Origin of the sequence: Phreatobacter sp. AB_2022a (assembly GCF_026847585.1) — a bacterium.
In the GTDB taxonomy this organism is placed as follows: Bacteria; Pseudomonadota; Alphaproteobacteria; order Rhizobiales; family Phreatobacteraceae; genus Phreatobacter.
Window position 1 is genome coordinate 205,104 of record NZ_JAPSET010000002.1, and the last position, 26,819, is coordinate 231,922.

Genomic DNA, 26,819 nt, shown 5'->3' on the forward strand with positions numbered 1-26,819 from the left:
ATGGCCCAACCATGGCCGCCCCGGGGCGCCGGAAAGGCGCTCCGGCAGATGTGAATCCTGCGGCGCGTATGTTCTCGTTATGTTCCATTCCTGGCTTCAAGGCAAGAGGACCTTCCGGCCCCCGTCAGAATTCCACATCCAGCTCGTCGAGCTCATCCGGCTCGCGCGCCGCGGCCGCGATCCATTCGCGCATCGGCGCCCAGTCCATGATGGCGCGGCAATAGCCGGCCTCGACCGGCGCGAGCGCAACGTCATAGCTGGTGAAGCGGCCGCAGACCGGTGCATACATGGCATCCGCGACCGTTGGCCGCACGCCGAACAGGAACGGCCCGCCGTAGGTGGCAAGACAGTCGCGCCAGATCGCCGCAATGCGATCGATGTCGGGCTGGGCGCCGGCCCAGACCTTGAATCCGGGAAACCGGTTCTTGAGGTTCAGCGGCAGCGCCGAGCGCAGATTGTGGAAGCCGGAATGCATCTCGCCGGACACCGAGCGGCAATGCGCACGTGCGGCGACCGGCGCCGGCAGCAGGCCGGCCTGCGGAAATCGCTCGGCGAGATATTCGGCGATCGACCAGGTGTCCCAGATTGTCACGCCCTCGTCGGTGAGGCAGGGCACGAGGAAGGACGGCGACAGCAAGAGCAGCTCCGCACGCGCGTCCGGATCGTCGATCGAAACCTGGACCTCGTCGAAGTCGAGCCCCGCCAGGCGGCAGAGCAGCCAGCCACGCAGCGACCAGGACGAATAGTTCCTGCTGGAAATGGTGAGCTGCGCCTTCGCCATCGTCACCCCCGCCGGAGACCGCCGCCGCCGTGCTGCAGCAATGCGTGGCAAGAATTATCTCGCAGCGCAGCAAAAAGTACACTAGCTTTTTTCGAGGACGCGCCCGTCCGGGGACCGCGCAGCGGGTGGACCGATGATGTACCACGCCTTCGAAGCGCAGCGCCGGCTGTTCGCGCCGGCGCAGACCATGGCGCGCTGGATCCTGGCGGCCTGCGGGCCGGCCATCGAGGGCATGGAGCTGCGCCTCGGCCGCGAGTTCCTGGCAACCTGCGAGCTGACCGCCCGTGCCGCCTTCACCCATCACCGGCCGGCCTTCGGCATCGACAGCGTCAGGATCGGCAATCGCGAGGTCGCTGTCACCGAGCGGCCGGTGCACAGCACCGCCTTCGGCACGCTCCTTCATTTCCGCAAGGACAGCGGCGTCACCCAGCCGCGCGTCATGGTGGTGGCGCCGCTGTCGGGCCATTTCGCGACGCTGCTGCGCCACACGGTGAAGACCCTGCTGTCCGACCACGACGTCTACCTGACCGACTGGCACAATGCCCGCGACATTCCCTGTGACGAGGGCGCCTTCGGCTTCGACGACTATGTCGAGCACCTCGTCACCTTCCTCAAGGTGCTGGGGCCCGGCGCCCATGTCGTCGCGGTCTGCCAGCCCTGCGTGCAGGCGCTGGTGGCGGGCGCGGTGATGGCCGAGGCCGGCGATCCCGCGCAGCCGCGCAGCCTGACGCTGATGGCCGGCCCGGTCGACGTCCGGATCAACCCGACGAGGGTCAACACGCTCGCCTTCAGCCATCCCTATTCCTGGTTCGAGGACCGCCTCATCTCGACCGTGCCGCTGCCCCATGCCGGCGCCGGCCGCCGCGTCTATCCGGGCATCCTGCAGGTCATCGCCTTCATGGCGATGAACCCGCAGCGGCACGTCCGGGCCCATCTCGACCTGCACGGCCATATCGCCGCCGGCGACAAGGCCAAGGCCGACGCGATCCGTGCCTTCTACGACGAATATTTCGCGGTGCTGGACCTGACCGCCGAATTCTACCTGGAGACCATCGACCGCGTGTTCCAGCGCGCCCTGCTCGCCAAGGGCGAGATGACCTATCGCGGCCAGCCGGTGCGCCCGGCGGCGATCACCCGCACGACGCTGCTGACGGTGGAAGGCGAACGCGACGACATCTGCGCGCTCGGCCAGACCGCCGCCGCGCACGACCTGCTGACCGGTCTCAAGCCGTTCCGCAAGCGCCACCACATGCAGGCCGGCGTCGGCCATTACGGCGTGTTCAGCGGCCGGCGCTGGGAGAGCCAGATCTACCCGATCGTGCGCAACACGGTGCTGGCCAGCGAATAAGCCGGCGGCGGGCCGGCGCGCCAGGCGCCGCATTGCAGGCATGCCCTAACGCGTCAGCTTATCCCCCGTCCGGGGGTGTGTCATACCGTTGACACTTTCATGGCCGGGGCAGATTCATGGCCAGGGTAGAACGCTCTGCCCCGAAAATCGCCCAGCGGAGAACGCCATGACTGCCCCGAACCCCCCGCAGGTCAGCGCGGAGATGCGCCGTCGCGTGGTCATTTCCTCGACCATCGGCAATGCGCTCGAATGGTTCGACTTCACGGTGTTCGGCCTGTTCGCCGGCGTCATCGCCAAGCATTTCTTCCCGGCCGACAATCCCTCCAACTCGCTGCTGCTGACGTTTGCCACCTTCGGCATCGCCTTCGCCGCCCGGCCGATCGGCGGCCTCGTCTTCGGCATCTATGCCGACAAGAACGGGCGCAAGCGGGCGATGATCGTCATGATCATGATGATGGCGGTGGGCACCGGCCTGATCGGCATCCTGCCGACCTACCAGGCGATCGGCATCGCCGCGCCGATCTGCGTGCTGCTGGCCCGCCTGATCCAGGGCTTCTCGGCCGGCGGCGAGTTCGGCAGCGCGAGCGCCATGCTGATCGAATTCGCCCCTCCGGGCCGGCGCGGCTATTACGGCTCCTGGCAGATGGTCTCGCAGATGCTGGCCTTCGCCATCGGCGCCTCGTTCGCCTTCACGCTGTCCTCGCGGCTGTCGCCGGAGGCCTTCGACAGCTGGGGCTGGCGCGTGCCCTTCATTCTCGGCGTGCTGATCGGGCCGGTCGGCTTCTACCTGCGCCGCGCCATCGACGAGACGCCCGAGTTCAAGGCGCTGATGGCAACGCGCGGCACGGTGGAGAATTCGCCCCTGTCCGACGTCATCAGGCAATATCCGCGCGAGCTGGTCACCGCCTTCTGCATGATCGCGGTCGGTACCGCCATCAACTATGTCGCAGGCGTCTACATCACGACCTATGCCGTCACCGAACTGAAGCTGAAGCTTGCCGACGCGCAGTTCGGGCTCATCGTGTTCAGCGCCCTGAATGCGGTCGTGGTCGTGTTCTCCGGCTGGCTGTCCGACAAGATCGGCCGGCGCAACGTGCTGCTGCCTTCGGTCATCCTCTACTGCATCCTGTTCTATTTCATGCTGTCGCGGCTCGTCGCCAATCCGACGGTCGAGAACCTCTACTGGCTGCAGGCGACCTCGCTGCTGCTCGGCATGCTGGCCGGCCCGGCCCCGGCCGCGATGAGCGAGATCTTCCCCGTCCGCCTGCGTTCGACCGGCGTCTCGCTGGTCTACAATCTCGCGGTCATGCTGTTCGGCGGGCTCGCGCCGTTCATCAACACCTGGCTCGTCCAGTCCACCGGCAACAAGCTTGCCCCGGTCTTCTACATCTTCTTCGCCGCGGCGGTGGGCATTGTCGGCTTCGTGCTCTATCGGGAGCCGCCGCCGGCGGGGCTCGCCAAGGGCGACGACAACCGGTCCTCGGCCCCGTCGCCGGCGGGCGGCTGACGCGCCGGCCGCAATCGGGCGCGGCCGGGCGATCGGACGCCCGGCCACGCGCGCCGCAGGCGGTGATCACGCCGCCGGACTTGGCCCGGCGACAGCCTTCCGGTTAGCATGGGCCTCCTGCCCGGAGCGGACGAACCGCCCGGGCGCTTGGGGGAAAAGACATGCCGCCGTTCCTGTCGCGCCTCGGCCTTGCCGGCGCTCTCCTGGTCCTCGCCCACGTCGCGCCTGCCGCGGCCGAAAGCCAGGCACCGATCCCTCTGCCGGAGGCGATCCGCAGCGCCGGCGTGATCCGGGTCGGCATCGAGGCCACCTACCCGCCGATGGCCTACAAGGATCCGGCGACCAATGAGCGCCGCGGCCTCAATGTCGACCTCGTCACCGCCATCGCCAAGGAACTGAACGTCACCATCCAGTGGGAGGAGATGACGTTCGAGCAGCTCATCACCGGCATCAATGCCGGCCGTGTCGATTTCAGCGGCAGCTCGATGACCGACCTGCCCGCGCGGCGCGAGAAGCTCAGCTTCGTCGACTATATCGCCACCGGCCCGCAGATCTTCACCACGTCGCGGCAGTCGGGCGGCATCGCGACGCCGCTCGACATGTGCGGCAAGACGATCGCAACCCCGCGCACCACCAATTATTTCCCGACCGCCCAGGCCTGGAGCGAAACCCATTGCGTCGCCGCCGGCCGCCCGCCCATGCAGGTGATCGGCACGGCGGGAGCCGCGGCGAGCCGGGCCGACCTGCAGCAGGGCCGCGCCAATGCCGCGCTGCTCGGCGCCGAATATGTCGCCTATCTCAGGCAGCAGGACCCGGGCACCTTCGTCGCCATCGGCGCGCCGATCGCGCGCAACCTGTCGGGGCTTGCCTTTCCGCGCAGCAATCCCGGCCTGCGCGACGCGGTCGCGGCAGCCCTGAAGCGCCTGGTCGCCAACGGCACCTATCTGGCGCTCCTGAAAAAGCATGGCCTGGAGGCGCAGGCACTGACCGAGATCACCATCGACGCCGGCCAATAAGCCTCCCGCATTGCCATGATGGCGTCCCGCTCCAGCGCGGGACCGCCTTGCCCTTGACCAATTCGCCGCCGAGATGAGCGGGCGAACAGGGCAAACCAGATCCGCAAGATGATGACGACGATCCGCTCGAAGACGTTCGATATCCTGTTCGGCCTGTGGACGGCCGTGTTCGGCCTGCTCATTCCGGTCCTGATGATCGGCCACAGCAAACGCATCGTGCGTGGCATTTCCCGGCTGTGGGTGCGCGGCACGCTGGTCCTGCTCGATCGCGTCGTCGGGCTCGGCTACGTCGAAAAAGGGCGGGAAAACCGGCCCGACGGTCCCTGCATCATCGTCATGAACCACCAGTCGACCTGGGAAACGCTCGCCTCCAACGTGCTGTTTCCCAATGTCGCCATCGTCGCCAAGAAGGAACTGCTGCGCGTGCCGGTATTCGGCTGGTACCTGCGGCGGCAGCCGATGATCACCATCGACCGCGACCTCGGCACTCAGGCGCTGCGCCGGATGATCGACGGGGCGCGTGCCGCCATCGCCGAAGGGCGGCCGGTGCTGGTCTATCCCGAGGGCACGCGCAAGGATCCGGACGAGCCGATCAGCTTCAGGCGCGGCGTCGAGATGATCTATGCCAAGCTCGGCGTTCCCGTCCTGCCGGTCGTGGTCAATTCCGGCCGCTTCTGGGGCATTGCCGGCGGCGCGCGCCGGCCCGGCACGATCACCGTCTCCTATCTGCCGGCGATCGCGCCCGGCCTCTCCGGCGCAGAAATGGTGGCGAAAGCAAGCCAGGCCATGGAGGCCGAACGCCTCCGCATCGGCTGATCCCGCGCGCGGCCCGAACGGAGTGGAACCGGGCAAAGCCCGGCGATCGGCGCCGGCACGCGATCACGCGTGGGGCCGAGCCCTCATACGAACAAACCCTAAGGCATGGCCCAGCGTTTGACAGGGTCCGGTCTGTCGCGATATTTTCATATTATAGAACTTAAGTTCCATTTTATGGAACAAATGAAAGGCTTGGTCAAGGCATGTCCATCCTTTCCGCAGCGGCCGACGTGCTCCGCCTCTTCTCCGTCACGCGCAACGAGCTGACGGTGACCGAGGTGTCTCAGGTGCTGGACCTGCCGAAGAGCAATGTGTCGCGCCTGCTGCGCGCCATGCGCGATGCCGGATTCCTGGAAACGATCGGCGACAGCAAACGCTACCGGCCGGGGCTGCTGCTGCACCAGACCGGCCATATCTACCGGTTCGCCACCTCGCTGATCGACCGGGCCGACGCGGTGGTCGCGCGGGTCGCCGACGAGATCGGCCATACCGGCTATATCAGCATGCGCCGGGGCAACGACGTCGTCGGCATCACCTTCCATCCCGGCCGCCATGTCCTGCGCGTCGTCTCGACCATCGGCGACCGCATCGCGGCCTTCGCCTCGAGCACGGGACGCGCGCTGCTCGCCCGTCTCCCGGACGCAGAAATCGCGGCGCTCTACCCGCGCGGCTTCACGCCGCCGTCGGCGACATCGCCGCAAGGTCTCGACGACCTCATGATGCGCATTGCCGAGGTCCGGCGCAGCGGTTTCGCCGAATCGCATGACGAGGCCGTGCGCGGGGTCGGTGCCATTTCGGTGGCGGTCGGCGATCCGCTGACCGGCGACGAGGCCGCGCTCTGCATCTCCTATCCGGCCTCCACCGTCACGCGCGAGGAGCGGAGCCGGATCATCGCCGCGCTCGGCGCCGGCGCCGCCGAGATCGCGGCGCTCACCGGCGACAAACGCTTCATTCCCGTCACAGCCCTGACCGAGGACGCAATCTCATGACCTCGCCCATGACCTCGCTCATGACCTCGCCCACGACCATGCGCTGGCGCATCGGCTTCGACATCGGCGGAACCTTCACCGATTTCATCCTCTACGACGGCACCGGCAAGACGGTGCGCCTGCATAAGCGTCTGACGACGCCGCACGACCCCTCCGAGGCGGCCCTAATCGGCCTCGAAGAGCTGACCGCCATGGCTGGCATCTCGCTCGCCGATGTCGGCGAGATCGTCCACGGCACCACGCTCGTGACCAATGCCGTGATCGAGCGCAAGGGCGCCAAGCTCGGCCTCATCACCACCCGCGGCTTCCGCGACATCCTGGAGATGGGCACCGAGCAGCGCTACGATATCTACGACCTGTTCCTGGGCTTTCCCGAACCCTTCGTGCCGCGCGACCTGCGACTGGAAGTCGACGAGCGCATGGACCGCGACGGCCATGTGGTCACGGCGCTGGACGAGGCCGCGGTGCGCCAGCAGGCCGAGCGCCTCGCCAGCGCCGGCTGCGAGGCGATCGCCATCTGCTTCCTCAACAGCTACCGCAATCCCGCCCATGAGCAGGCGGCGGGCCGGATCGTACGCGCGGCGCTGCCCGGGCTCACGGTTTCGCTGTCGAGCGAAGTGGTGGCCGAGATCTGGGAATATCAGCGGTTCGTCACGACCGCGGCCAATGCCTATGTGCAGCCGCTGATGGACCGCTACCTGAAGCGGCTCGAGCGCGAACTGGCCGCGCGCGGCTTCCACGGCGCGCTGCGCCTGATGCACTCGGCCGGCGGCCTCGTCTCGCCCGACACGGCGCGGGCCTTCCCGATCCGCCTCCTGGAGAGCGGACCGGCCGGCGGCGGCCTCGCCACGGCGTTGTTCGGCACGCTGGCCGGCCACAAGGACGTCATTTCCTTCGACATGGGCGGCACCACCGCCAAGGCCTGCATGATCGAGGACGGCCGCGCCGAGGTGGCGCCGATGATCGAGGCCGGCCGCGTCCACCGTTTCTCCAAGGGTTCCGGCCTGCCGATCAAGGCTCCCGTCATCGACATGATCGAGATCGGCGCCGGCGGCGGGTCGATCGCCGCCATCGACGAGGTCGGCCTGCTGAAGGTCGGGCCGCATTCGGCGGGCTCCGATCCGGGCCCGGCCTGCTACGGCATGGGCGGCACCAGGCCGACCGTGACCGATGCCAATCTGGTGCTCGGCTACTACGACCCGGCCTTCTTCCTCGGCGGCCGCATGTCGCTCGACGCAAAGGCCGCGGCCACCGCGGTGGCCAGCGTCGCCGGGCCGCTCGGCCTGTCGGTCGAGGAGGCCGCCTGGGGCATCCACAAGGTGGTGGTGGAGAGCATGGCGGCCGCCGCCCGCGTCCATCTCGTCGAAAAGGGCAAGGATCCCAGGCGCTATGCCATGGTCGGCTTCGGCGGCGCGGGACCGGCCCATGCCGCCGATGTCGCGCGCGTCCTCGGCGTGCGCGAGGTGATCATCCCGCCGGCCTCGGGCGCGGCCTCCGCGCTCGGCTTCCTGGCGGCGCCGCTCTCCTTCGATCTCGTCCGCTCGCTGCCGGTGGAATTTTCCGAGGGCTTCGACGCCGTTGCGCTCAACGCGCTGCTGGCCGAGCTTGAGGCGGAGGGCCGCAAGCACCTCACCGCGGCCGGCGTCGCGCCGGAGGCGATCACCGTCGAGCGCAGCGCCGACATGCGCCTCGTCGGCCAGATGCACGACATCGCCGTGCCGCTGCCGTCGGGCACGATCGGGCCCGACAGCCTCGATTCCATCCGGGCGGCCTTCGCCCGCGTCTATTCTGCCCGCTACACCTCGGTCTATGCGGGAGCGCGGCTCGAGGCGATCAATTTCCGGGTGCGCTGTGCCGGCCCCGCGGCAGAGCTCTCGCTGTCAGGCGCGACCGGCGACGGCGATGCGAAGACCAAGGTCAAGGGCACGCGGCGCGCCTGGTTCGAGGGCGGCTGGCGCGAGGCGACGGTCTATGACCGCTATGCGCTGCGCCCCGGCGACCGGCTGGACGGCCCGGCCATCGTCGAGGAGCGGGAATCGACCACCATCGTCCCGCCGGGCGACAGCGTGACGGTCGACGCGGTGCAGGACCTGATCATCCATATCGGCGCGGCCGCGGCCGTCGAGACCGTCATCACCGCCGACATGCCTGTGGCCGAAGCCGCGCGCCGGATCGAAGCCGATCCGATCGCGCTCGAGATCATGTGGAGCCGCCTCGTCAACGTCGTCGAGGAGATGTGGCTGACCGTCTGCCGCACCGCCTTCTCGCTGGTCATCTCCGAAGCGCAGGACTTCGCCTGCGAGCTGCTCGACCCCGAGGGCGAGACGCTCGCCCACAGCCCGCGGGCCATGCCGGTGTTCAACCTGACCCTGCCGCGCGCGGTGAAGGCGCTGCTCGCCCGCTATCCCGCCGAGACGCTGAAGCCCGGCGACGTCCTGATCACCAACGATCCATGGCTGTGCGCCGGCCATCTCTTCGACATCGCCGTGGTCACGCCGGTGTTCATGGGCGAGCGCGTCGTCGGCCTGATGGGCACGGTCGGCCATGTCTCCGACATCGGCGGCACCAAGGACAGCATGCGCGCCCGCGAGATCTACGAGGAAGGTTTCCAGATCCCGCCGATGAAGCTCTACGAGGCGGGCAAGCCGAACGAGACGCTGCTGCGGCTGCTGGCCGAGAACGTGCGCAACAGCGAGCAGGTGCTGGGCGACCTCCATTCCTTCGTCGCCTCCAACGCCATCGGCGCAGAGCGGCTTTCCGCCTTCATGGCCGACTACGGCATGCAGGACCTCAGGGCGCTCGCCCAGGTCGTGCAGAACCGCTCGGAGCGGGCGATGCGCGAGGCGATCGCCGCGCTGCCCGACGGCACCTATCACGGCACGGTCAGCAACAATCCGCTGGGCACGCCGATGACCTATCCGCTGGCGCTGACGGTCAAGGGCGACACCATCGCTCTCGATTTCGCCGGGGCGCCGAAGCAGCTGCCGCAGGGCGGGCTCAACTGCACGCTGAACTATACGACGGCGCATGCGACCTATCCGCTGAAATGCATGCTGACGCCGAATGTGCGGGGCAATGCCGGCTGCTACCGCGCGTTCACGGTGACGGCGCCCGAAGGCTCGATCCTCAACTGCGACAAGCCGATGGCGGTGAACCTGCGCACCCGCACTGGCTGGTACATCGCGCCCAACATCTTCCGCGCCCTGTCGGAAGCCGCTCCCGCCCAGGTGCAAGCGTTCACCGGCCTGCCGGTGGCCGCCAACGTCTATGGCCGCGACCGCGACGGCAACACCTATTCCGACATGCTGTTCATGGGCGGCGGCCAGGGCGGCTCGGCCCATGGCGACGGCAAGTCGGCCCTGCTGTACCCGACCTCGGCCGCCAATACCTCGATCGAGACCTTCGAGGCGCGCGTGCCGGTGCTGGTCACCGAAAAGACCTATGTCGCCGACAGCGGCGGGCCCGGCCGGCAGCGCGGCGGGCTCGGCCAGAAGGTCAGCCTGCGCAAGCTCGTCGACGACGGCCTGCCGACGCTCGTCTCGGTCTATCCCGAAGGCGTCGCCAATCCGATCCCGGGCCTGTTCGGCGGCAGGCCGGGCGGCGGCGCGAGCGGCCGCGTCGTCGCCGCCGACGGCCGGCTGATCAAGGATCTCGGCACCGGCGACCTCGTCGAGATCGTCGAGCCCGACCAGCGGGTCGAAGTGGTGCTGGCCGGCGGCGCCGGCTTCGGCGATCCGGCCGAGCGCCCGCGCGCGGCGGTCGCGGCCGATGTCGCGCTCGGCCTGGTGACGCCGGAAGCGGCGGCCCGCGACTACGCCGCGCCGAAGCCTGCGGCGGCCGCCGGCTGAGCCGCGAACTGCATGCCGGCCGGCAGCCGCGTCGCCCGACGCGCCGGCCGGCGTGACCAAGACAAGACGAGGGGGACCTTCGACATGAACGACATGACCCGGCCGGACGAGGCCCCAGTGCATCAGCAGCGCCATCCGAGCCTGTTCGAGCCGGCGACCTTCGTGCTCATCGCGGTCCTCTCGATCTTCGGCGCGATCATCGGCATGCAGCTCCTGGTGTCGCTCGGTGTCACCGCCAACACCTCGCTGATCGGCGCCATGGCCGCCATGGCGCTCGCCCGCGTGCCGCTCGGCCTGTTCCTGCGCTACCGGTCGATCCACGTGCAGAACCTCGCGCAGAGCGCGATCTCGTCGGCCACCTTCGGCGCGGCCAACAGCCTGCTCCTGCCGATCGGCGTGCCCTTCCTGCTCGGCCGGCCCGACCTCATCATGCCGATGTTCGCGGGCGTGTTCCTCGCCATGCTGCTCGACGGCTACCTGCTCTACCGCATGTTCGACTCGCGCGTGTTCCCGGCGACCGGCGCCTGGCCTCCCGGCGTCGCCGCGGCCGAGGCGATCAAGGCCGGCGACCAGGGCGGCCGCAAGGCCGTGCTGATGGGCATCGGCGTGCTGTTCGGCGTCGTCGGCGCCTTCTTCAAGGTGCCGATGTCCGCCTTCGGCGTCGCCTTCATCGGCAATGTCTGGGCGCTGACCATGTTCGGCATCGGCCTGCTGCTGCGCGGCTATTCGGACGCGCTGTTCAACACGCCGCTGTTCGCCACGCTGATTCCGCGCGGCGACCTGATGGCCGCCTACATTCCGCACGGCTTCATGATCGGCGCCGGCCTCGTCGCGCTCGTCCAGGTCGGCCAGATCCTTCTGAACCGCGACAATTCGACGGATGAGACCGCCGGCCGGCCGGATGCCGAGGTGCGCCGCGCGCTCGGCCTCGGCACCGCCGGCTACATCGCCATCGCCGTGTTCCTGGCGCTGGCCGGCGGCCTGATGAGCGACATGACGCTCGGCATGCTGGTCCTGTTCGTCGTCTACGCCGCCTTCGCCGCCTATGTGCACGAGCTGATCGTCGGCCTCGCCGCCATGCATTCGGGCTGGTTCCCGGCCTTCGCGGTGGCGCTGATCACGCTGATCATCGGCATGCTGATCGGCTTTCCCCTGCCGGCGCTCGCGCTGCTCGTCGGCTTCTCGGCCGCCACGGGACCGGCCTTCGCCGATATGGGCTACGACCTGAAGGCGGGTTATCTCCTGCGTGGCAACGGCGCCGACCCCGCCTTCGAGCGCGACGGCCGCCGGCAGCAGCTGTTCGCGGCCATGCTCGCCTTCGTCGTCGCCGGCCTCGTCGTGTTCTTCAGCTACCAGGCCTATTTCGCCCAGAACCTGGTGCCGCCGGTCGACCGCGTCTATGCCGCCACCATCAAGGCGGGGGTTGCGCCCGGCGTCGCCTGGCAACTGTTCCTGTGGGCGATCCCCGGCGCGCTCCTGCAGTTCATCGGCGGGCCGAAACGCCAGATCGGCGTGCTGTTCGCCACCGGCCTCCTGATCAATTTCCCGGTCGCCGGCTGGGCCGTTCTGGTCGGCATCGCCGCCCGCCTCGTCTGGGAGCGCCTGAGCGGCGCCGACGGCGACGGCGACATGGAGGTGTTTGCCGCCGGCGCCATTGCCGGCGACGCCCTGTTCAGCTTCTTCGATTCGGTTGTCAAAAACTTCCGGCGCTGACGCGCCGCCCGAGGATCGTCCCATGAGCCTTTCGCAAACCCTCCAGGTCTTCGACGCGTTCGACAGCGCCCATGCCTCCGGCAAGACCGTCGTCGACCTCTTCGCCCGCTATCCCGAAGCCCGGGTCACCGTCCGCGAGATCGCCGGCCCCAAGGGCAAGACCGATTTCGTCAAGATTGTCCTCGCCGGCACCACCGGCAAAAGCTGGGGCGGCGAAGCGCCGACGCTGGGCATCGTCGGCCGGCTCGGCGGCATCGGCGCGCGGCCGAGCCGCATCGGCCTCGTCTCCGACGGCGACGGCGCCATCGCGGCGGTCGCGACCGCCCTCAAGCTCGCGGACATGCAGACGAAGGGCGATGCCCTGCCCGGCGACGTGATCGTCACCACCCATGTCTGTCCGGACGCGCCGACCCGGCCGCATCAGCCGGTCGACTTCATGGACTCGCCCGTCGAGACCGAGGACATGAACGCCGAGGAGGTGCTGCCTGACATGGAGGCGGTGCTGTCGATCGACACCACCAAGGGCAACCGCATCCTCAACCACAAGGGCATCGCCATCTCGCCGACGGTCAAGCAGGGCTATATCCTGCGCGTCGCCGACGATCTCGTGCGGATCATGGAGATGACCACCGGCCGGCCGGCGGTGACCTTTCCGATCACCACGCAGGACATCACGCCCTACGGCAACGGCGTCTACCACCTGAACAGCATCCTGCAGCCCTCGATCGCCACCGTGGCGCCGGTGGTCGGCGTCGCCATCGCCGCCGAAAGCGTCGTGCCCGGCTGCGGCACCGGCGCGAGCCACGAGGTCGACATCGCGCTCGCCGTCAAATTCGCGGTCGAGGTGGCGAAGGAATTCACCCGCGGCACCTGCCGGTTCCACGACACCGCCGAATACGAGCGGCTGATCCAGCTCTACGGCTCGCTCGCCCACCTGCAGAAGCGCTGACAGCGGGAGGCCACCATGACGGCAAGGAAGCTTGGAACCCTCACCATCGGCCAGGCGCCGCGGGCCGACATCACGCCGGTTCTCGACGCCCATATCGACGCGGCGGTGCCGCGCCGCCACGCCGGCGTGCTCGACGGTCTCGACCGTCAGGCCATCCTCGCCGGTTTCGCGCCGCGCCCGGGCGAGCCCGTGCTGATCACCAAGCTGCTCGACGGCACGTCGGTGGTGATCGACCGCGAGGCGACCGAGATGGCCGCCCGCGCCAAGGTGGCCGCGCTCGAGGCGGAAGGCTGCACGACGGTGCTGATGCTTTGCACCGGCACCTTCGCGACCCTTCGCTGCGAGCGCGCCCGGCTGATCGAGCCCGACCACATCCTGCCGCCGGCGGTCGCCGCCCTCGCCGGCGACAGCCAGGTCGGCATCATCGTGCCGCTCGCCGAGCAGATCGACAGCGAGGCCGGCAAGTGGGCGGCGCTGGCCCGCGCCCCGCTCTATGCCGCAGCCTCGCCCTATGCCGGCGACGAGACGGCGCTGCGGGCGGCCGCACAGGACCTGCGGCAGCGCGGCGCCGGGCTGCTCTTGATGGACTGCATGGGCTTCGCCGAGGGTCATCGCACGGCCGCCGCCGCAGCGTCCGGCCTGCCGGTCATCCTGTCGAACGCGCTGATCGCCAAGCTCGTTTCCGAGGTCGTCTGAACGGCGCGCCCGCGTCCGATCGCCGCGCCGGCGCGACAGCCGGCGCGGAAGGCGCTTGACGCAATGCAGCAATAAACATACATACGTGTTTGTATATAGCAGCCTAGGCGTGTCCATTGACCGCGCCTGCCGGCTGCCCCCCGATTTCAAGCCGCCCGTCCGACGAGCGGCTTTTTCGTCTTTTGAATCAAGGCATAGCCGCTCCGCCTTCCGCACGTCCTGTCTGTCCTGCGCCCTCCAGGCGCTCATTGTCCGGATCCCCCGATGCCCTTCCAACGCTCGCGCCTCGTGCTCCCGATCGCCCTTGCCCTCGGCCTCGGACTAGCAGCGTGCAACAACCAGCAGCAGGGCGGCGGCCCCGCCATGCCGCCGGCGCCGGTCGCCTTCGTGACCACGGTCGCCGAGGACATTCCGATCACCAACGAACTGCCGGGCCGCATCGCGCCGACGCGCATCGCCCAGGTTCGCCCGCGCGTCTCCGGCATCATCGTCGAGCGGGTGTTCCAGCAGGGCACCCAGGTCAACGAGGGCGACGTGCTCTACCGCATCGACCCCGAGCCGTTCCGCGTCGAGGTCGAGCGCAGCAAGGCCACCCTGCAGCGCGCCGAGGCGACCCGCGTCCAGGCCCAGCAGCAGGCCGAGCGCTATGAGCAGCTGCGGGCCCGCAACGTGGCGAGCCCGCAGCAATACGAAAGCGCCGTGGCCGCCCTCGCGCAGGCCGACGCCGATGTGGCGAGCGGCAAGGCCGGCGTCGCCGCCGCCGAGCTCAACCTGCAATATGCCAATGTGACGGCGCCGATCCGTGGCCGTACCGGCCGCGCGCTGGTCACCGAGGGCGCGCTCGTCTCGACATCCGGCGACCCGCTGACGGTGATCCAGCAGCTCGACCCGGTCTATGCCGACTTCACCCAGTCCGCGACCGATCTGGTGCGCCTGCGCAACGCCCTGCGCCAGGGCCTGCTGGAGAGCGCCGGCCCGGATGCCGCCAAGGTCCGCCTGGTGCTCGACGACGGCACCATCCATCCCCATGTCGGCCGCCTCCTGTTCTCGGAAGCGACCGTCGACGCCACCACCGGCCAGGTGACGCTGCGCGCCGAATTCCCCAATCCGAGCGGCGACCTGCTGCCCGGCCTCTATGTCCGCGTCAGGATCGAGCAGGGCGTGCAGCGCAATGCCATCGCGGTGCCGCAGCAGGCGATCCAGCGCGACACGGCCGGCCGGCCGCAGCTCTATGTCGTCAAGGCCGACGATACCGTCGAGCTGCGCCCTGTCACCACCAACCGGGTCGTCAACAACCGCGCGGTCATCAACGAGGGCGTGAAGGTCGGCGAACGCGTCGTGGTCGACGGCTTCCAGCGGCTGCGTCCCGGCGCCAAGGTCAATGCCACGGCCTGGACGCCGCCGGCTGCCTCGACCGTCGAAGCCAGCAACAGCCCCGCGCAATAAGGTCGGCACGCAATGCCCCAGTTCTTCATCCAGCGCCCAGTCTTCGCCTGGGTGGTCGCGCTGCTCATCGCCCTCGGCGGTGCGATCGCGATCCCGCTCATGCCGGTGGCGCAATATCCGAACGTGGCCCCGCCGCAGATCTCGATCTCGACCACCTATCCCGGCGCCTCGCCTGAAAGCATCTATCAGGGCGTCACGCGCCTGATCGAGGAGGAGCTGAACGGCGCGGTCGGCCTGCTCTATTTCGAATCGACCTCGGATGCGTCCGGCGCGGTCGAGATCACCGCGACCTTCAAGCCGGGCACCGACCCGCAGCTCGCCTCGGTCGACGTGCAGAACCGCATCCGCCGCGTCGAGCCGCGCCTGCCGCAGGCCGTGCGCCAGCAAGGCATCACCACCGAGCAGACCAGCGCGGGCTTCCTGATGGTGGTCTCGCTCACCTCGCGCGACGGCTCGATGGACGACATCGCGCTCGGCGACTACATGGCCCGCAACGTGCTGGCCGAGATCCGCCGCGTGCCGGGTGTCGGCAAGGCGCAGTCCTTCTCCACCGAACGCTCGATGCGCATCTGGCTCGATCCCGACAAGATGGTCGGCCTCAACCTGACCGCCGACGACGTGACCGCGGCGATCGGCGCGCAGAACGCCCAGGTGTCGGCCGGCAGCATCGGCGCGCTGCCCAATCCGATCAACCAGCAGATCTCGGCGACCGTGCTGGTGCGCGGCCAGCTGACGACGCCCGAGCAGTTCGGCGCGATCGTGCTGCGCGCCAACCCCGACGGCTCGACGGTGCGCCTGCGCGACGTCGCGCGCGTTGAAATCGGCGGCATGACCTATGCGGTGACCTCGCGCCTCAACGGCAAGCCGAGCGGTGCCATCGGCGTCATGCTGTCGCCGACCGCCAATGCCATGGCGACGTCGGAAGCCGTGCGCGCCCGCATGCAGGAATTGTCCACCTTCTTCCCGCCGGGCGTCGAATTCTCGATCCCCTACGACACCTCGCCCTTCGTGAAGGCGTCGATCAAGAAGGTGCTGGAGACCCTCGGCGAAGCCATGCTGCTGGTCTTCCTGGTGATGTTCCTGTTCCTGCAGAACATCCGCTACACCATGATCCCGGCGCTGGTCGTGCCGGTCGCTCTGGCCGGCACCTGCGCGGTGCTGCTGCTCGCCGGCTTCTCGATCAACGTGCTCACCATGTTCGCCATGGTGCTGGCGATCGGCATCCTCGTCGACGATGCCATCGTCGTGGTCGAGAACGTCGAGCGCATCATGGCCGAGGAGAAGCTGCCGCCCCGGGAAGCGACCAAGAAGGCGATGCGCCAGATCACCGGCGCCATCATCGGCATCACGCTGGTGCTGGTCGCGGTCTTCGTGCCGATGGCCTTCTTCCCCGGCTCGGTCGGCATCATCTACAAGCAGTTCTCGATCACCATGGTGGTGTCGATCCTGTTCTCGGCGCTGCTCGCCCTCAGCCTGACGCCGGCGCTCTGCGCCAGCTTCCTGAAGCCGGTTCCGGAGGGCCATCACGAGAAGCGCGGATTCTTCGGCTGGTTCAACCGGGTGTTCGATGCGACCTCCCACGGCTATTCGGGCTTCGTCAACAAGCTGATCCGCCGTGCCGGCCGCTTCATGATCATCTACGCCATCCTGCTGGTCGGCCTCGGCTACCTGTTCGTGCGACTGCCGACGGCGTTCCTGCCGAACGAGGACCAGGGCTATGTGATCGTCAACTTCCTGGGCACGCCCGATGCGACCGCCAACCGCACGCTCCGGGCGATCGAGACGGCGGAGAAGCACTTCCTCGCCGAGCCCGGCGTCGAGCGCATCATCGCCATTACCGGCTGGAGCTTCTTCGGCAACGGCCAGAACGCGGCTCTCGCCTTCGTCACGCTGAAGGACTGGGCCCAGCGCGGCCCCAACGACAGCGCGGGCGCGATCGCCATGCGCGGCACGATGGCGCTGAGCCAGATCCGCGACGCGATCGTCTTCGGCCTGTCGCCGCCGCCGATCCAGGGCCTCGGCACGTCGAACGGCTTCGCGTTCCGCCTGCAGGCGCGCGCCGGCCAGACCCAGGCCCAGCTCGCCGCCGCCCGCGACCAGCTGCTGGCCGCCGCCCAGGCCAGCCCGATCGTCACCGGCCTGTTCGTCGAGGGCCTGCCGGATGCCGCCCAGGTCCAGCTGATCATCGACCGCGAGAAGGCCAACACCTTCGGCGTCACCTTCGCCGCGATCAACTCGACGCTGACCACCAATCTGGGCTCGGCCTATGTCAACGACTTCCCGAACAGCGGCCGCCAGCAGCGCGTGATGGTGCAGGGCGACGCGGGCAGCCGCATGCAGACCGCCGACCTGCTCAATCTCAATGTGCGCAACACCAATGGCGGCATGGTGCCCCTGTCGGCCTTCGCGCGCATCGAGTGGCAGACCGGCCCCTCCCAGATCGTCGGCTACAACGGCTATCCGGCCGTGCGCATCAGCGGTCAGGCCAAGCCCGGCTATTCCTCGGGCGACGCCATTGCCGAGATGCAGCGGCTGGCCGCCGAGCTGCCGCCCGGCTTCGGCTACGAATGGACCGGCCAGTCGCTGCAGGAAATCGAGTCCGGCTCGCAGGCGCCGATGCTGCTGGCGCTGTCGTGCCTGCTCGTCTTCCTCTGCCTTGCCGCGCTCTACGAGAGCTGGTCGATCCCGATCGCGGTCATGCTGGTCGTGCCGCTCGGCATTGTCGGCTCGGTGCTCGCGGTGACCATGCGCGACATGCCGAACGACGTCTATTTCAAGGTCGGCCTGATCGCGATCATCGGCCTGTCGGCCAAGAACGCCATCCTGATCATCGAGTTCGCCAAGGACCTGCGGGCCGAGGGCCGGAGCCTGTTCGACGCGACCATCGAGGCGGCGCATCTCCGGTTCCGCCCGATCATCATGACCTCGCTCGCCTTCGCGCTCGGCGTGGTGCCGCTGGCGATCGCCAGCGGCGCCAGCGCCGGCAGCCAGCAGGCGATCGGCACCGGCGTGCTCGGCGGCATGATCACCGCCACCGTGCTCGCGGTGTTCTTCGTGCCGATCTTCTTCGTCGTCGTGTCCCGGCTGTTCGGTGGCCGCGACGAGACGAAGGGCGACGCGCCGGCCGCCCCGCCCGCCGGAGGCCACGCGGCACCGGCGCCCGGCGAGAACGCGCCGAGCCCCCAACACTGATCTCTCGATCGGAACCGGCCGCGGGGCGACCCGCGGCCGTTTCGCATGGGCGGGCAGCGCCTGCCCCCAGACCGCCAGGTGCGGAGACAGGACGGCCAAGTGCGCAGGACCAAGGCAGATGCGGAGGAGACCCGGCAGGGCATCGTCGATGCCGCCGAGCGGCTGTTTTTTCGCAACGGCGTCGACAGGACCTCGCTGGAGCAGATCGCGGCCGAGGCCGGCGTCACCCGCGGGGCGATCTACTGGTACTTCGCCAACAAGACCGACCTGTTCATGGCCATGGTCGACAGCGTGCCGCTGATCTGGGAGGACGTGATCGCCCGGGCGGTGGTGGAGGACCATCCCGATCCGCTCACCCTGCTCGAGACCATTGCGCTCGACGCGCTCGACCTGCTCGCCAGCGACCCGCGCCGCCAGCGCATCTACAGGATCATGACGCGCTGCACCTATCAGGGCGACCTCGCCCGCGTGCGCGACCGCCAGCAGGAGGCGATGACCCGCCAGCGCGCCCTGTTCATCGCCGCCTTCAACCTCGCCGCCCAGAAGGGCCAGCTCAACCCTGCCTGGCATGCCGAAACCGCCGCCCGCTCCTTCGACTGGCTGTTCTGCGGCATGATGATGGAATGGCTGCATTTCGAGCAGAACTTCGACCTCGTGAATGCCGGCACGGCCAGCATCCGAGGCCTGTTCGCCCAGTTCCGGACGGCCGCCGTACGGACGATGGAGACGGTCTGAGACCGGCCGCGGGCCGTCCGCGCACGTTCAGCCCGAAATGCGGATGCCGGTCCGCGCCGCGACCGCCTTGAACCGGCTGAGCTCGGTCTCGACCCGCGCCTGCGCCACCGCCGGCGTATTGTCGCCCGACCAGGCCTCCATGCCTGCGCCGATGAAGCGCTCCTTGAGCCCCGCCTTCAGGATGCCGCGGGCGGTCGCCGCGGCCAGCGGCGCGACGACCGGCGCCGGCAGGCCCGCCGGTCCGTGCAGGAGATAGTGGATGTTCAGCTCCATCTCCGGCACGCCGCTCTCGACGAAGGTCGGCACGTCGGGAAATTGCGGGAACCGCGTCGGGCTCGTCACCGCCAGCGCCCGCACCATCCGGCCCTCGATGAGGCCGGCGGCCGAGCCGAGCGAGGCGACGCCCCAGGCCGTCTCGCCCTTGGCGACGCTGAGCACCGCCGGCGCGCCGCCGCGATAGGGAATGTGCGGCGACTTCGCGCCCGGCCCCAATGCATGACGCAGCAGTTCGCAGCCGATATGCGGAATGGAGCCGGCACCGGAACTGGAGAAGGCGAGGCTCTCCGAGCGCGGCGACCGCAGCACGTCGAGCGTCCCGGCAAGATCACCGGCCGGAAAGTCCGGGCTGACGATGAGCACCATCGGCGAGGTGCAGACCATCGCGATCCAGGTGAAATCCTCGAGCGGCCGATAGCGCGTGCCCTCGACATGCATGGTCGGCCAGATGGCGAAGGAGGAGGATTCCGACAGCATCAGCGTATAGCCGTCGGCCGGCTGCCGCCGCAGCCAGTCGCTCGCCAGCGTGCCGCTGGCGCCGGCGCGGTTCTCGACGACTGTGGCGGCGCCGTTGAACTCCGCCGACAGCGCCTGGGCGACCAGCCGCGCGGAGACATCCGTCGAGCCGCCCGGGGCATAGCCGTTGACGATCGAGATCGGCCGCTCCGGATAGCCGGAACCGCGGGCCCGGCCGATCCACGGCGCCCCGGCGAGCGGCGCCAGCGCCAACCCGCGGACGAGATCGCGACGATGCATGTGAGTCCTCCCTGGCCTTGGCCTTCCCTCATTCGATCGGCGGCCTGTTCCCGGCCGTCCGATCCCTGTTGCCGCCCGTCGGCCGGGCGTTCAGCGCCCGCGGAACACCGGAGCGCGCTTTTCGTTGAAGGCCAGCACGCCTTCGCGCCGGTCCTCGGTCGGAACCATGCGGTTATAGGCTTCGATCTCGAAGGCGAGCCCATCGCGCAGTGACAGCTGCGAACCGCGATGGATGGACTGCTTGGCCTGGCGCACCGCGATCGGCGCGTTGCCGGCGATCTCGCCCGCCGCCGCGAGCGCGGCCGCCATCAGATCGGCGGCCGGCAGTACGGCATTGACGAGGCCCCATGCGGCCGCCTCGGCCGCGCCGAACGGCCGGCCCGTGAGGATCAGCTCCTTCGCCCGGCGCTCGCCGACGGCGCGGGCCAGCGTCTGGGTGCCGCCGGCCCCCGGCATGATGCCGAGCGTCACCTCGGTCAGGGCAAAACGCGCCGTATCCGCCGCGTAGAGGAAGTCGCAGGCCGCAGCGATCTCGCAGCCGCCGCCATAGGCCGCGCCGTTGACGGCCCCGATGATCGGCACCGGACAGTCGATGATCGCCCTTGCCATGCGCTCGAAGATCACGTGCTGGCGCAGCCAGGCCTCGTCGGTCATGCCCTTGCGCTCGCGCAGGTCGCCGCCGGCGCAGAAGGCGCGCTCGCCGGCTCCGGTCAGCACGATGCAGCGCAGGTCGCCGGGATCGAGCGCGACCTCCTCGAAACAGCGAACGAGATCGCGGCCCATCTGCGTGTTCAGGGCATTGGCGACCTCGGGCCGGTGCATCTGGACGACGGCGACATGCGGCCGCGGCTCGGAAATGCGCAGGGTTTCGAATTGCATCATGGCTTCAGTGTCCGGATCATCGGGGCGTTCGGGTGTGCCTCAACGGACAGAATAGGCCGAACCGGCGGGCGCGACAGCGCCCGACAGCGCATCGAGCCAGCCATCGATGCGCGGCGCTGCCGCCAGATCGATGCCCTCCGCAAAGAGCCGGCGCGCCGCACCGCCGTCGATGCCGGGCCGGGCCCGCTCCAGGCAGTCCAGCCATTTCGCCTCGAGCTGCGCGAGGGTCAGCGGATCCTCAAGCGAGCCCGGCGAGGCGCTGACCGTGCGCGTCCTGGTGCCACCCGCCTTCAGCCGCAGCGTCACGGTCACCGGCGCGGCGCCGACATCGGCCCCCTGCAAGGCCGTCCCCTCGGCCTCGACCACCGCGACATCGCCGAGGCGCTGCTGGATCACCGGGCGCAGCACGGCGGCGTCGGTGAAGCTCTTCAGGTCGATCCGGCCGTCGGCAAGGCTTGCCAGGATCGCATAGGGCGCGCTGAACAGCGCGTTGAGCCCCGATCTCGGCCGCGGGTGAATGAGCGGCCGCGTGCCGCCGGCAGGCATGTCGACACGCGCCGAGGCAACGTCTTCGAGCGAGCAGCCGGTGTCGCGCACGAGGCCCAGTGTCGCCTCGATCATCTTGTGCAGCAGGTAGCAGCAGGGATAGCGCTTCTGCTCGAAGCCGGGCGCCGCCAGCACGAAGGGAGCGCCGAGCGCAAGATCCGCCGGCCAGCGCTCCACCGCGCCGCCGGAAAAGGCCTTCAGAAAGCCCTCGCCGTCGAAGGGCTCGGCCGCGCCTTCGATGCCGGCGGCGGCCCAACGCACGGCCCTGACGCCGTTGGCGGCGGCGATGCCGACATGCAGCGATTTGACCATGGAACCGAAATTGCGGCGCAGGCCCGAGGCAAGGCTCGCCGCGATCGCCAGGGCATGGCGGGTCGCCGGCCGATCGAGCCGCAGGAGACGCGCCAGCGCGGCGGTGGCGCCGACCGTGCCGAGCGTCGCGGTGGCGTGGAAGCCGAGCGCATAGTGGCGGAAGCCCATGGCCTCGCCGAGACGGATCATCACCTCGGTGCCGACGGCAACCGCATCGAGCAGATCGCAGCCCGATGTCGCCGGACGGGGGCTTGCGGCGAGCACCGCGCTGAGCACCGGCGCGGTCGGATGGCACACCGCGAGCATGCTGACGTCGTCATAATCGAGCACATGGCTCGCCATGCCGAAGAGCAGGGCCGCGTCCTCGCCCCGGTAGCGGGCATCGCTCCAGAACGAGGCGATACCGGCGCTTCCGACACGGTCGAGCGCGCCGGCAAGCGACCTGACCGGCGGCTCGACGCCGCCGGCGAGGGTCACGGCGAGCGTATCGACCACGGCGGCGGCGGCGCGCCGGCGCGTGAGGTCGTCGACCATGGCGTCATGAATGAAGGTCGCGAACATGGCCGAGGTTCGGTCCGCGGCGATCGATGGCGAGGCTCCGGTCCGCATCAGCCGATCACTCCCTCCGCGCGGAGGCGCTCCACCGCCGCCACGTCATATCCGAGTTCCGCCAGGACCTGGTCGGTCGCAGCGCCGAGCGCCGGCGGCGGATTGCTGGCTCGGCTGCGCCGGCCTCCGGCCTTGAGCGGCAGCGCCACGACCTGATGGTTCTCCGCGCCGGCCACCGGCAGGTCGCGGATCATCTCGGCCGCCGCGACCTGCGCGTGCCCGAGCATGCCGGCGACGTCGTTCATCTCGCTGCAGGGCGCGCCAACGGCGCGCAGGGCGGCGACGATCTCGGCCGTCGACCGGCCCGCGGTGACTGCCTCGATGGCCGCCTTCAGCGCCGCGCGGTTGGCGACGCGCATCGGGTTGCTGGCGAAACGCGCGTCGCCTGCGAGCTCCGGGCAGCCGAGGCCGGCGCAGACCTTGCCGAACAGCCGGTCGTTGCCGGCGGCGATGAAGACATGGCCGTCGGCGGAGGCGAAGAGCTCGTAGGGCGCGGTCATCGCCATGGCCGAGCCGAGCTTGGCCGGCAGCCGGCCGGTCGCCAGATAGCTCGCGACGAAGACGGTCATCCAGCTGATGCCGGTATCCATCAGGCTCGCCTCGACCGCCATGCCCTCGCCGCTGGCTGACCGGCGCATCAGGCCGGCCATGATGCCGAGTGCGGCCCAAAGTCCGGTGCCCATGTCGATCAGTGACACCCCGACACGCACGGGGTCGCCGCCGGCTTCCCCGGTGGTGCTCATGATGCCGGTGAAGGCCTGCATCAGCGGATCGTAGCCGGGCAAGGCCTTCAGAGGGCCGACGGCGCCGAAGGCGCTGATCGCGCAATAGACGAGACGCGGATTGGCGCCCCGCAGATCGCCGGCGCCGAGGCCGCGCGCCTCCGCACTGCCCGGCTTCATCGAATGGACGAAGACATCGGCGGTGGCCGCGAGCTCGCGCACCAGCCGCCGGCCTTCGGGCCGGTCGACATCGACCGTCATGCTCGCCTTGTTGCGGTTGAGCGCAAGGAAGGTCGCCGACTGGCCGCCGGTCTCGGGCGGCCGCCAGTCGCGCGTGTCGTCGCCCCGCCCCGGACGCTCGATCTTGATCACCTCGGCACCGAGGTCGCCCAGAACCTGGGTGCAGAACGGGCCCGCGACGTTCTGCGTGAGGTCGACCACCTTTAGTCCGGACAAAATCGTTTCGAGCATGCGCGCCGACAGCCCCCGCTCCTGCCGCGAGCACAGCGCACGGCCGCCTGGATCTATTTGTTCGAACTTAATGAGGGAAAAAGAAACATGCAATCCGCCGGCCCGCGGCGGCGTCAGGCGCGCTGCCGCAGCAGGCTGCGCATCGAATAGCGGCCCGCGGGATAGAGGTTCTGCGACAGTTCGAAGGTGGCGCCGGTATGGGCGACATAACGCCTGACCACCCGCAGCGCCGGACTTTCGGGATCGGCTGCGAGCAGGGCCGCGATGGGTCCGGGCAGCGCCACCGCGGTGACGCTCTGCTCGACATATTCGAGCCTGAGCCCATGCCGCGCCATGACCTGCTCGTAGACCGCCCGCTCCGATCCGCGCAGGCCCTCGCGCTCGGGCGCGAACCGATCCGGCACGTAGATCTCGGCCCAGCACAGCAATTGCCCGTCGCCACGCCGCCGGCGCACGCCGGCAAGGCGCAGCCAGCGCTTGTCCGGCAGGCCGGCGAGCTCGTCCGGCGCCCGGTCGGCGGTCGAAACGAAGCTCTCGTAGCGGATGTCGAGCACGGTGCTCTCGGCGAAATCGAGCAGCCCCTTGAGGTCGCGCAGGCTGTGCGCGTAATGCGAGACGGGCCGGGCGGCGAGCACGACCGTGCCGGTCTTGCGGCGGCGGCCGATCAGCCCCTGCTCGGTCAGGATCTTCAGCGCCTCGCGCACCGTATGCCGGCCGACGCCGAAACGCGCACGCAGGTCCGCCTCGGTCGGGAAACGCCCGCCGACCGGATAGGCCGCCGCGCCGATCTCGTCGGCGAGCGTTGCGGCAAGGGCGATATGCCGGGGCTGGCCGGCGCTGGCTGTCTCGGTCATGGCCCTGCATGGATAAGCCAGAATCAGGGCGCTGGCCAAAGCCGGCGCGCGGCTGCGGCTCGATCGCCAGCGCCGCGGCGCGCCGTCTCCCGCAGAGCCGCGACGACAGGGGGATCGCGCGCGATGGGGCCGCGGTCATGCCCCGCCAGCGAAGGTCGGCGCAAGCCTGTCGACGGGTGCTTCGCTGCCATGGTGACCTTCGCCGGGGCCGGCTACAGTGCCGGGCAGGCCCACAGAAGGGCTCGCGACAATACGGGATTGCAAGGAGCAGCGCCGATGACGGACTATCTCGCGGGAGCCGAACCGTTCGCCTTCGAGGGCGACGACCGGGGCGTGCTCGTCCTGCACGGCTTCACCGGTTCGACCCAGAGCATGCGCTATCTCGGCGAAGCGCTGCACAAACGCTTCGGCTTCAGCGTCGAGGGCCCCTGCCTGGCCGGCCACGGCACCTCGCCGGACGACATGGAAAAGACCGGCTATCTCGACTGGCTCGGCACGGTGGAGGCGGCACTGAAACGCCTTGCTGCCCGCAAACGCAAGGTGTTCGTCACCGGCCTGTCCATGGGCGGCACCCTGACGCTCAATCTCGCCGCGCGCTTTCCCGATCTCGTCGCCGGCATCGCGCCGATCAATGGCGCCGCCGGCATTCTCGGACCCGATCTCGCCCAGCTGATCACGAGCCCTGAGGCCCCGGCACGCGTCCCCGGCATCGGCTCCGACATCAAGGCGCCGGGGGTCACCGAGCTCGCCTATGCCGAGGTGCCCGTCGCCTGCATCAAGCAGATCTACGTGCTGATCGGCGCCACAGCCGATCTCATGCCCAAGATCACCTGCCCGACGCTGATCGTGCAGTCGCACGAGGATCACATTGTGCCCGCGGCCAATGCGCGCCGCATCGCCGAGCGGATCAGCTCGGCCGATACCCGCCTGCTCTGGCTCGACAATTCCTACCATGTCGCGACCCTCGACAACGACAAGGACCTGATCGTCGACCGGGTCGGCCGCTTCTTCGCGGAACTGGGCTGAGCCCTCCGGACGGGCCGGCCGCCGCCACGGCGACGACCGGCTTCCCGGCTATTTCAGCATGCCCATCTGCCGCGGCAGCCAGAGCGTCAGTTCGGGAATGAAGGTGATGGCAACGAGCGAGAGCACGAGCGGCGCCAGCCAGGGCAGGATGGCGACGGTCGTGCGCTCGACCGAAAGCCCGGATATGCGGGCGAGCACGAAGAGCACCATGCCGAGCGGCGGGTGCAGGAGCCCGACCATCAGGTTCAGCGTCATGACCACGCCGAAATGGATGGGATCGACACCGACCTTGATGAGGATCGGCATCAGCACCGGCACGAGGATGCTGATCGCCGCGATGGTCTCCAGGAAGCAGCCGACCACCAGCAACAGGAGGTTGACCAGCACCAGGATGATATAAGGGTTGGTGGTGATCGAGAGCAGCGCGTCGGCAGCCTGCTCGGTGAGGCGCGTCGTCGTCAGCACCCAGCCGAACAGCGAGGCGGCGGCGACGATCAGCAGCACGCCGGCGGTGGTCTCCACCGTGTCCAGCGTCACCTTGTAGAGCTGCTTCCAGGAAAGCGAGCGGTAGAGCAGCGCGCCGAGGATGAGCGCCCAGGCGCACGCGGCGATCGCCGCCTCCGTCGGCGTGAACCAGCCGAAGGTCATGCCGCCGATGATGATGACCGGAGTGAGCAGCGCCGGCACCGCGGCGATGAAGGTGTAGCCCAGCACCCGCCAGCGGAACGCCTGGTCCCGGCCCATGCCGTATTTGCGCGCGCACCACCAGACATAGCTCATCATGAAGACGGTCATGACGAGCCCGGGAATGATGCCGCCAAGGAACAGCGCGCCGATCGAGACATTGGCCATCATGCCGTAGATGACGAAGGGCAGCGACGGCGGGATGATCGGCCCGAGGGTTGCGGAAGCCGCGGTGACGCCGACCGAGAATTCGGTCGAATAGCCGTGATCCTTCATCGCCTTGATCTCGATCGTGCCGAGGCCGGCGGCATCGGCGATGGCGGTGCCGGACATGCCGGAGAAGATCACCGATCCCACGATGTTGACCTGGGCGAGGCCGCCGCGCATCCAGCCGGCGATCGCCACCGCGAAATCGTAGATGCGGTTGGTGATGCCGGCCGAATTCATCAGGTTGCCGGCCAGGATGAAGAAGGGCACGGCCAGCAGCGGGAACGAATCGAGGCCGCCGGCCATGCGGTGCAGCACCACGAAATCGGGAATATGGGCGATGAAGTGGGTGTAGATCAGCGAGGAGCCGGCAAGAGCGATGAACACCGGCAGGCCGGCGATCAGGGCGGCGAGAAAGATGAAGATGACGATGGCCAT

20 protein-coding genes are annotated in these 26,819 nt (G+C 69.1%); 13 read left to right on the forward strand and 7 right to left on the reverse strand.

What is annotated here, in order from left to right:
- Positions 1 to 124 precede the first annotated feature (124 nt).
- On the reverse strand, positions 125 to 781 hold the full coding sequence (locus OZ671_RS02355) for a glutathione S-transferase family protein (RefSeq protein ID WP_268859225.1): 657 nt from the start codon (positions 779 to 781) through the stop codon (positions 125 to 127).
- Positions 782 to 914: 133 nt separating this feature from the next.
- On the opposite strand from OZ671_RS02355, the gene OZ671_RS02360 reads away from it, so the two are divergent.
- The 12 genes from OZ671_RS02360 to OZ671_RS02415 all read left to right on the forward strand — a co-directional run bounded on the left by OZ671_RS02360 (position 915) and on the right by OZ671_RS02415 (position 19,036).
- Positions 915 to 2,129 carry a polyhydroxyalkanoate depolymerase gene (locus OZ671_RS02360; protein WP_268859226.1) on the forward strand — a complete coding sequence of 405 codons (1,215 nt, stop codon included), beginning with the start codon at positions 915 to 917 and terminating at the stop codon, positions 2,127 to 2,129.
- A gap of 166 nt (positions 2,130 to 2,295) precedes the next feature.
- On the forward strand, positions 2,296 to 3,636 hold the full coding sequence (locus OZ671_RS02365) for an MFS transporter (RefSeq protein ID WP_268859227.1): 1,341 nt from the start codon (positions 2,296 to 2,298) through the stop codon (positions 3,634 to 3,636).
- Positions 3,637 to 3,797: 161 nt separating this feature from the next.
- Positions 3,798 to 4,652, forward strand: a complete 855-nt coding sequence (locus tag OZ671_RS02370; RefSeq protein ID WP_268859228.1) for an ABC transporter substrate-binding protein — start codon at positions 3,798 to 3,800, stop codon at positions 4,650 to 4,652.
- 108 nt (positions 4,653 to 4,760) lie between these two features.
- Positions 4,761 to 5,468, forward strand: a complete 708-nt coding sequence (locus OZ671_RS02375; RefSeq protein ID WP_268859229.1) for a lysophospholipid acyltransferase family protein — start codon at positions 4,761 to 4,763, stop codon at positions 5,466 to 5,468.
- Between the two features lie 203 nt (positions 5,469 to 5,671).
- The gene (locus tag OZ671_RS02380; RefSeq protein ID WP_103169375.1) at positions 5,672 to 6,457 is read left to right on the forward strand and encodes an IclR family transcriptional regulator; all 786 of its coding nucleotides are present in this window, start codon (positions 5,672 to 5,674) and stop codon (positions 6,455 to 6,457) included.
- On the forward strand, positions 6,454 to 10,305 hold the full coding sequence (locus tag OZ671_RS02385) for a hydantoinase B/oxoprolinase family protein (protein ID WP_268859230.1): 3,852 nt from the start codon (positions 6,454 to 6,456) through the stop codon (positions 10,303 to 10,305). Before OZ671_RS02380 ends, OZ671_RS02385 begins: the two co-directional genes overlap by 4 nt.
- A gap of 84 nt (positions 10,306 to 10,389) precedes the next feature.
- Entirely contained in the window at positions 10,390 to 12,018 is a 1,629-nt protein-coding gene (locus tag OZ671_RS02390; RefSeq protein ID WP_268859231.1) for an OPT/YSL family transporter, read from the forward strand.
- Positions 12,019 to 12,040: 22 nt separating this feature from the next.
- On the forward strand, positions 12,041 to 12,967 hold the full coding sequence (locus OZ671_RS02395) for a DUF1177 domain-containing protein (protein ID WP_268859232.1): 927 nt from the start codon (positions 12,041 to 12,043) through the stop codon (positions 12,965 to 12,967).
- Between the two features lie 15 nt (positions 12,968 to 12,982).
- Complete coding sequence (locus OZ671_RS02400; protein WP_268859233.1) at positions 12,983 to 13,663, forward strand: AroM family protein; 681 nt, start codon at positions 12,983 to 12,985, stop codon at positions 13,661 to 13,663.
- A 264-nt stretch (positions 13,664 to 13,927) separates the two neighbouring features.
- Positions 13,928 to 15,109 carry an efflux RND transporter periplasmic adaptor subunit gene (locus OZ671_RS02405; RefSeq protein ID WP_268859234.1) on the forward strand — a complete coding sequence of 394 codons (1,182 nt, stop codon included), beginning with the start codon at positions 13,928 to 13,930 and terminating at the stop codon, positions 15,107 to 15,109.
- A 12-nt stretch (positions 15,110 to 15,121) separates the two neighbouring features.
- The gene (locus tag OZ671_RS02410) at positions 15,122 to 18,301 is read left to right on the forward strand and encodes an efflux RND transporter permease subunit (protein ID WP_268859235.1); all 3,180 of its coding nucleotides are present in this window, start codon (positions 15,122 to 15,124) and stop codon (positions 18,299 to 18,301) included.
- A 99-nt stretch (positions 18,302 to 18,400) separates the two neighbouring features.
- Positions 18,401 to 19,036 (forward strand): TetR family transcriptional regulator, encoded by a 636-nt coding sequence (locus OZ671_RS02415; RefSeq protein ID WP_268859236.1) that lies wholly within the window; start codon positions 18,401 to 18,403, stop codon positions 19,034 to 19,036.
- Between the two features lie 27 nt (positions 19,037 to 19,063).
- Here OZ671_RS02415 and OZ671_RS02420 read toward each other — a convergent pair whose 3' ends face one another.
- The 5 genes from OZ671_RS02420 to OZ671_RS02440 form a co-directional block, all read right to left on the reverse strand.
- On the reverse strand, positions 19,064 to 20,068 hold the full coding sequence (locus OZ671_RS02420; RefSeq protein ID WP_268859237.1) for a Bug family tripartite tricarboxylate transporter substrate binding protein: 1,005 nt from the start codon (positions 20,066 to 20,068) through the stop codon (positions 19,064 to 19,066).
- A 90-nt stretch (positions 20,069 to 20,158) separates the two neighbouring features.
- A complete protein-coding gene (locus OZ671_RS02425) occupies positions 20,159 to 20,950 on the reverse strand; it encodes an enoyl-CoA hydratase/isomerase family protein (protein ID WP_038304139.1) in 792 nt (263 codons plus the stop codon).
- 39 nt (positions 20,951 to 20,989) lie between these two features.
- Positions 20,990 to 22,369, reverse strand: coding sequence for an MmgE/PrpD family protein (locus OZ671_RS02430; protein ID WP_268859238.1), 1,380 nt, complete (start codon positions 22,367 to 22,369; stop codon positions 20,990 to 20,992).
- Between the two features lie 47 nt (positions 22,370 to 22,416).
- The gene (locus OZ671_RS02435; protein ID WP_268859239.1) at positions 22,417 to 23,610 is read right to left on the reverse strand and encodes a CaiB/BaiF CoA transferase family protein; all 1,194 of its coding nucleotides are present in this window, start codon (positions 23,608 to 23,610) and stop codon (positions 22,417 to 22,419) included.
- 113 nt (positions 23,611 to 23,723) lie between these two features.
- Positions 23,724 to 24,464 (reverse strand): GntR family transcriptional regulator, encoded by a 741-nt coding sequence (locus tag OZ671_RS02440; RefSeq protein WP_268859240.1) that lies wholly within the window; start codon positions 24,462 to 24,464, stop codon positions 23,724 to 23,726.
- A 276-nt stretch (positions 24,465 to 24,740) separates the two neighbouring features.
- Between OZ671_RS02440 and OZ671_RS02445 the strand changes: the two genes are divergently transcribed.
- Complete coding sequence (locus OZ671_RS02445) at positions 24,741 to 25,490, forward strand: alpha/beta hydrolase (protein ID WP_038304145.1); 750 nt, start codon at positions 24,741 to 24,743, stop codon at positions 25,488 to 25,490.
- 48 nt (positions 25,491 to 25,538) lie between these two features.
- On the opposite strand, the gene OZ671_RS02450 is transcribed toward OZ671_RS02445, so the two are convergent.
- Positions 25,539 to 26,819: a TRAP transporter large permease gene (locus tag OZ671_RS02450; protein WP_268859241.1), complete on the reverse strand. Its 1,281-nt coding sequence runs from the start codon at positions 26,817 to 26,819 to the stop codon at positions 25,539 to 25,541.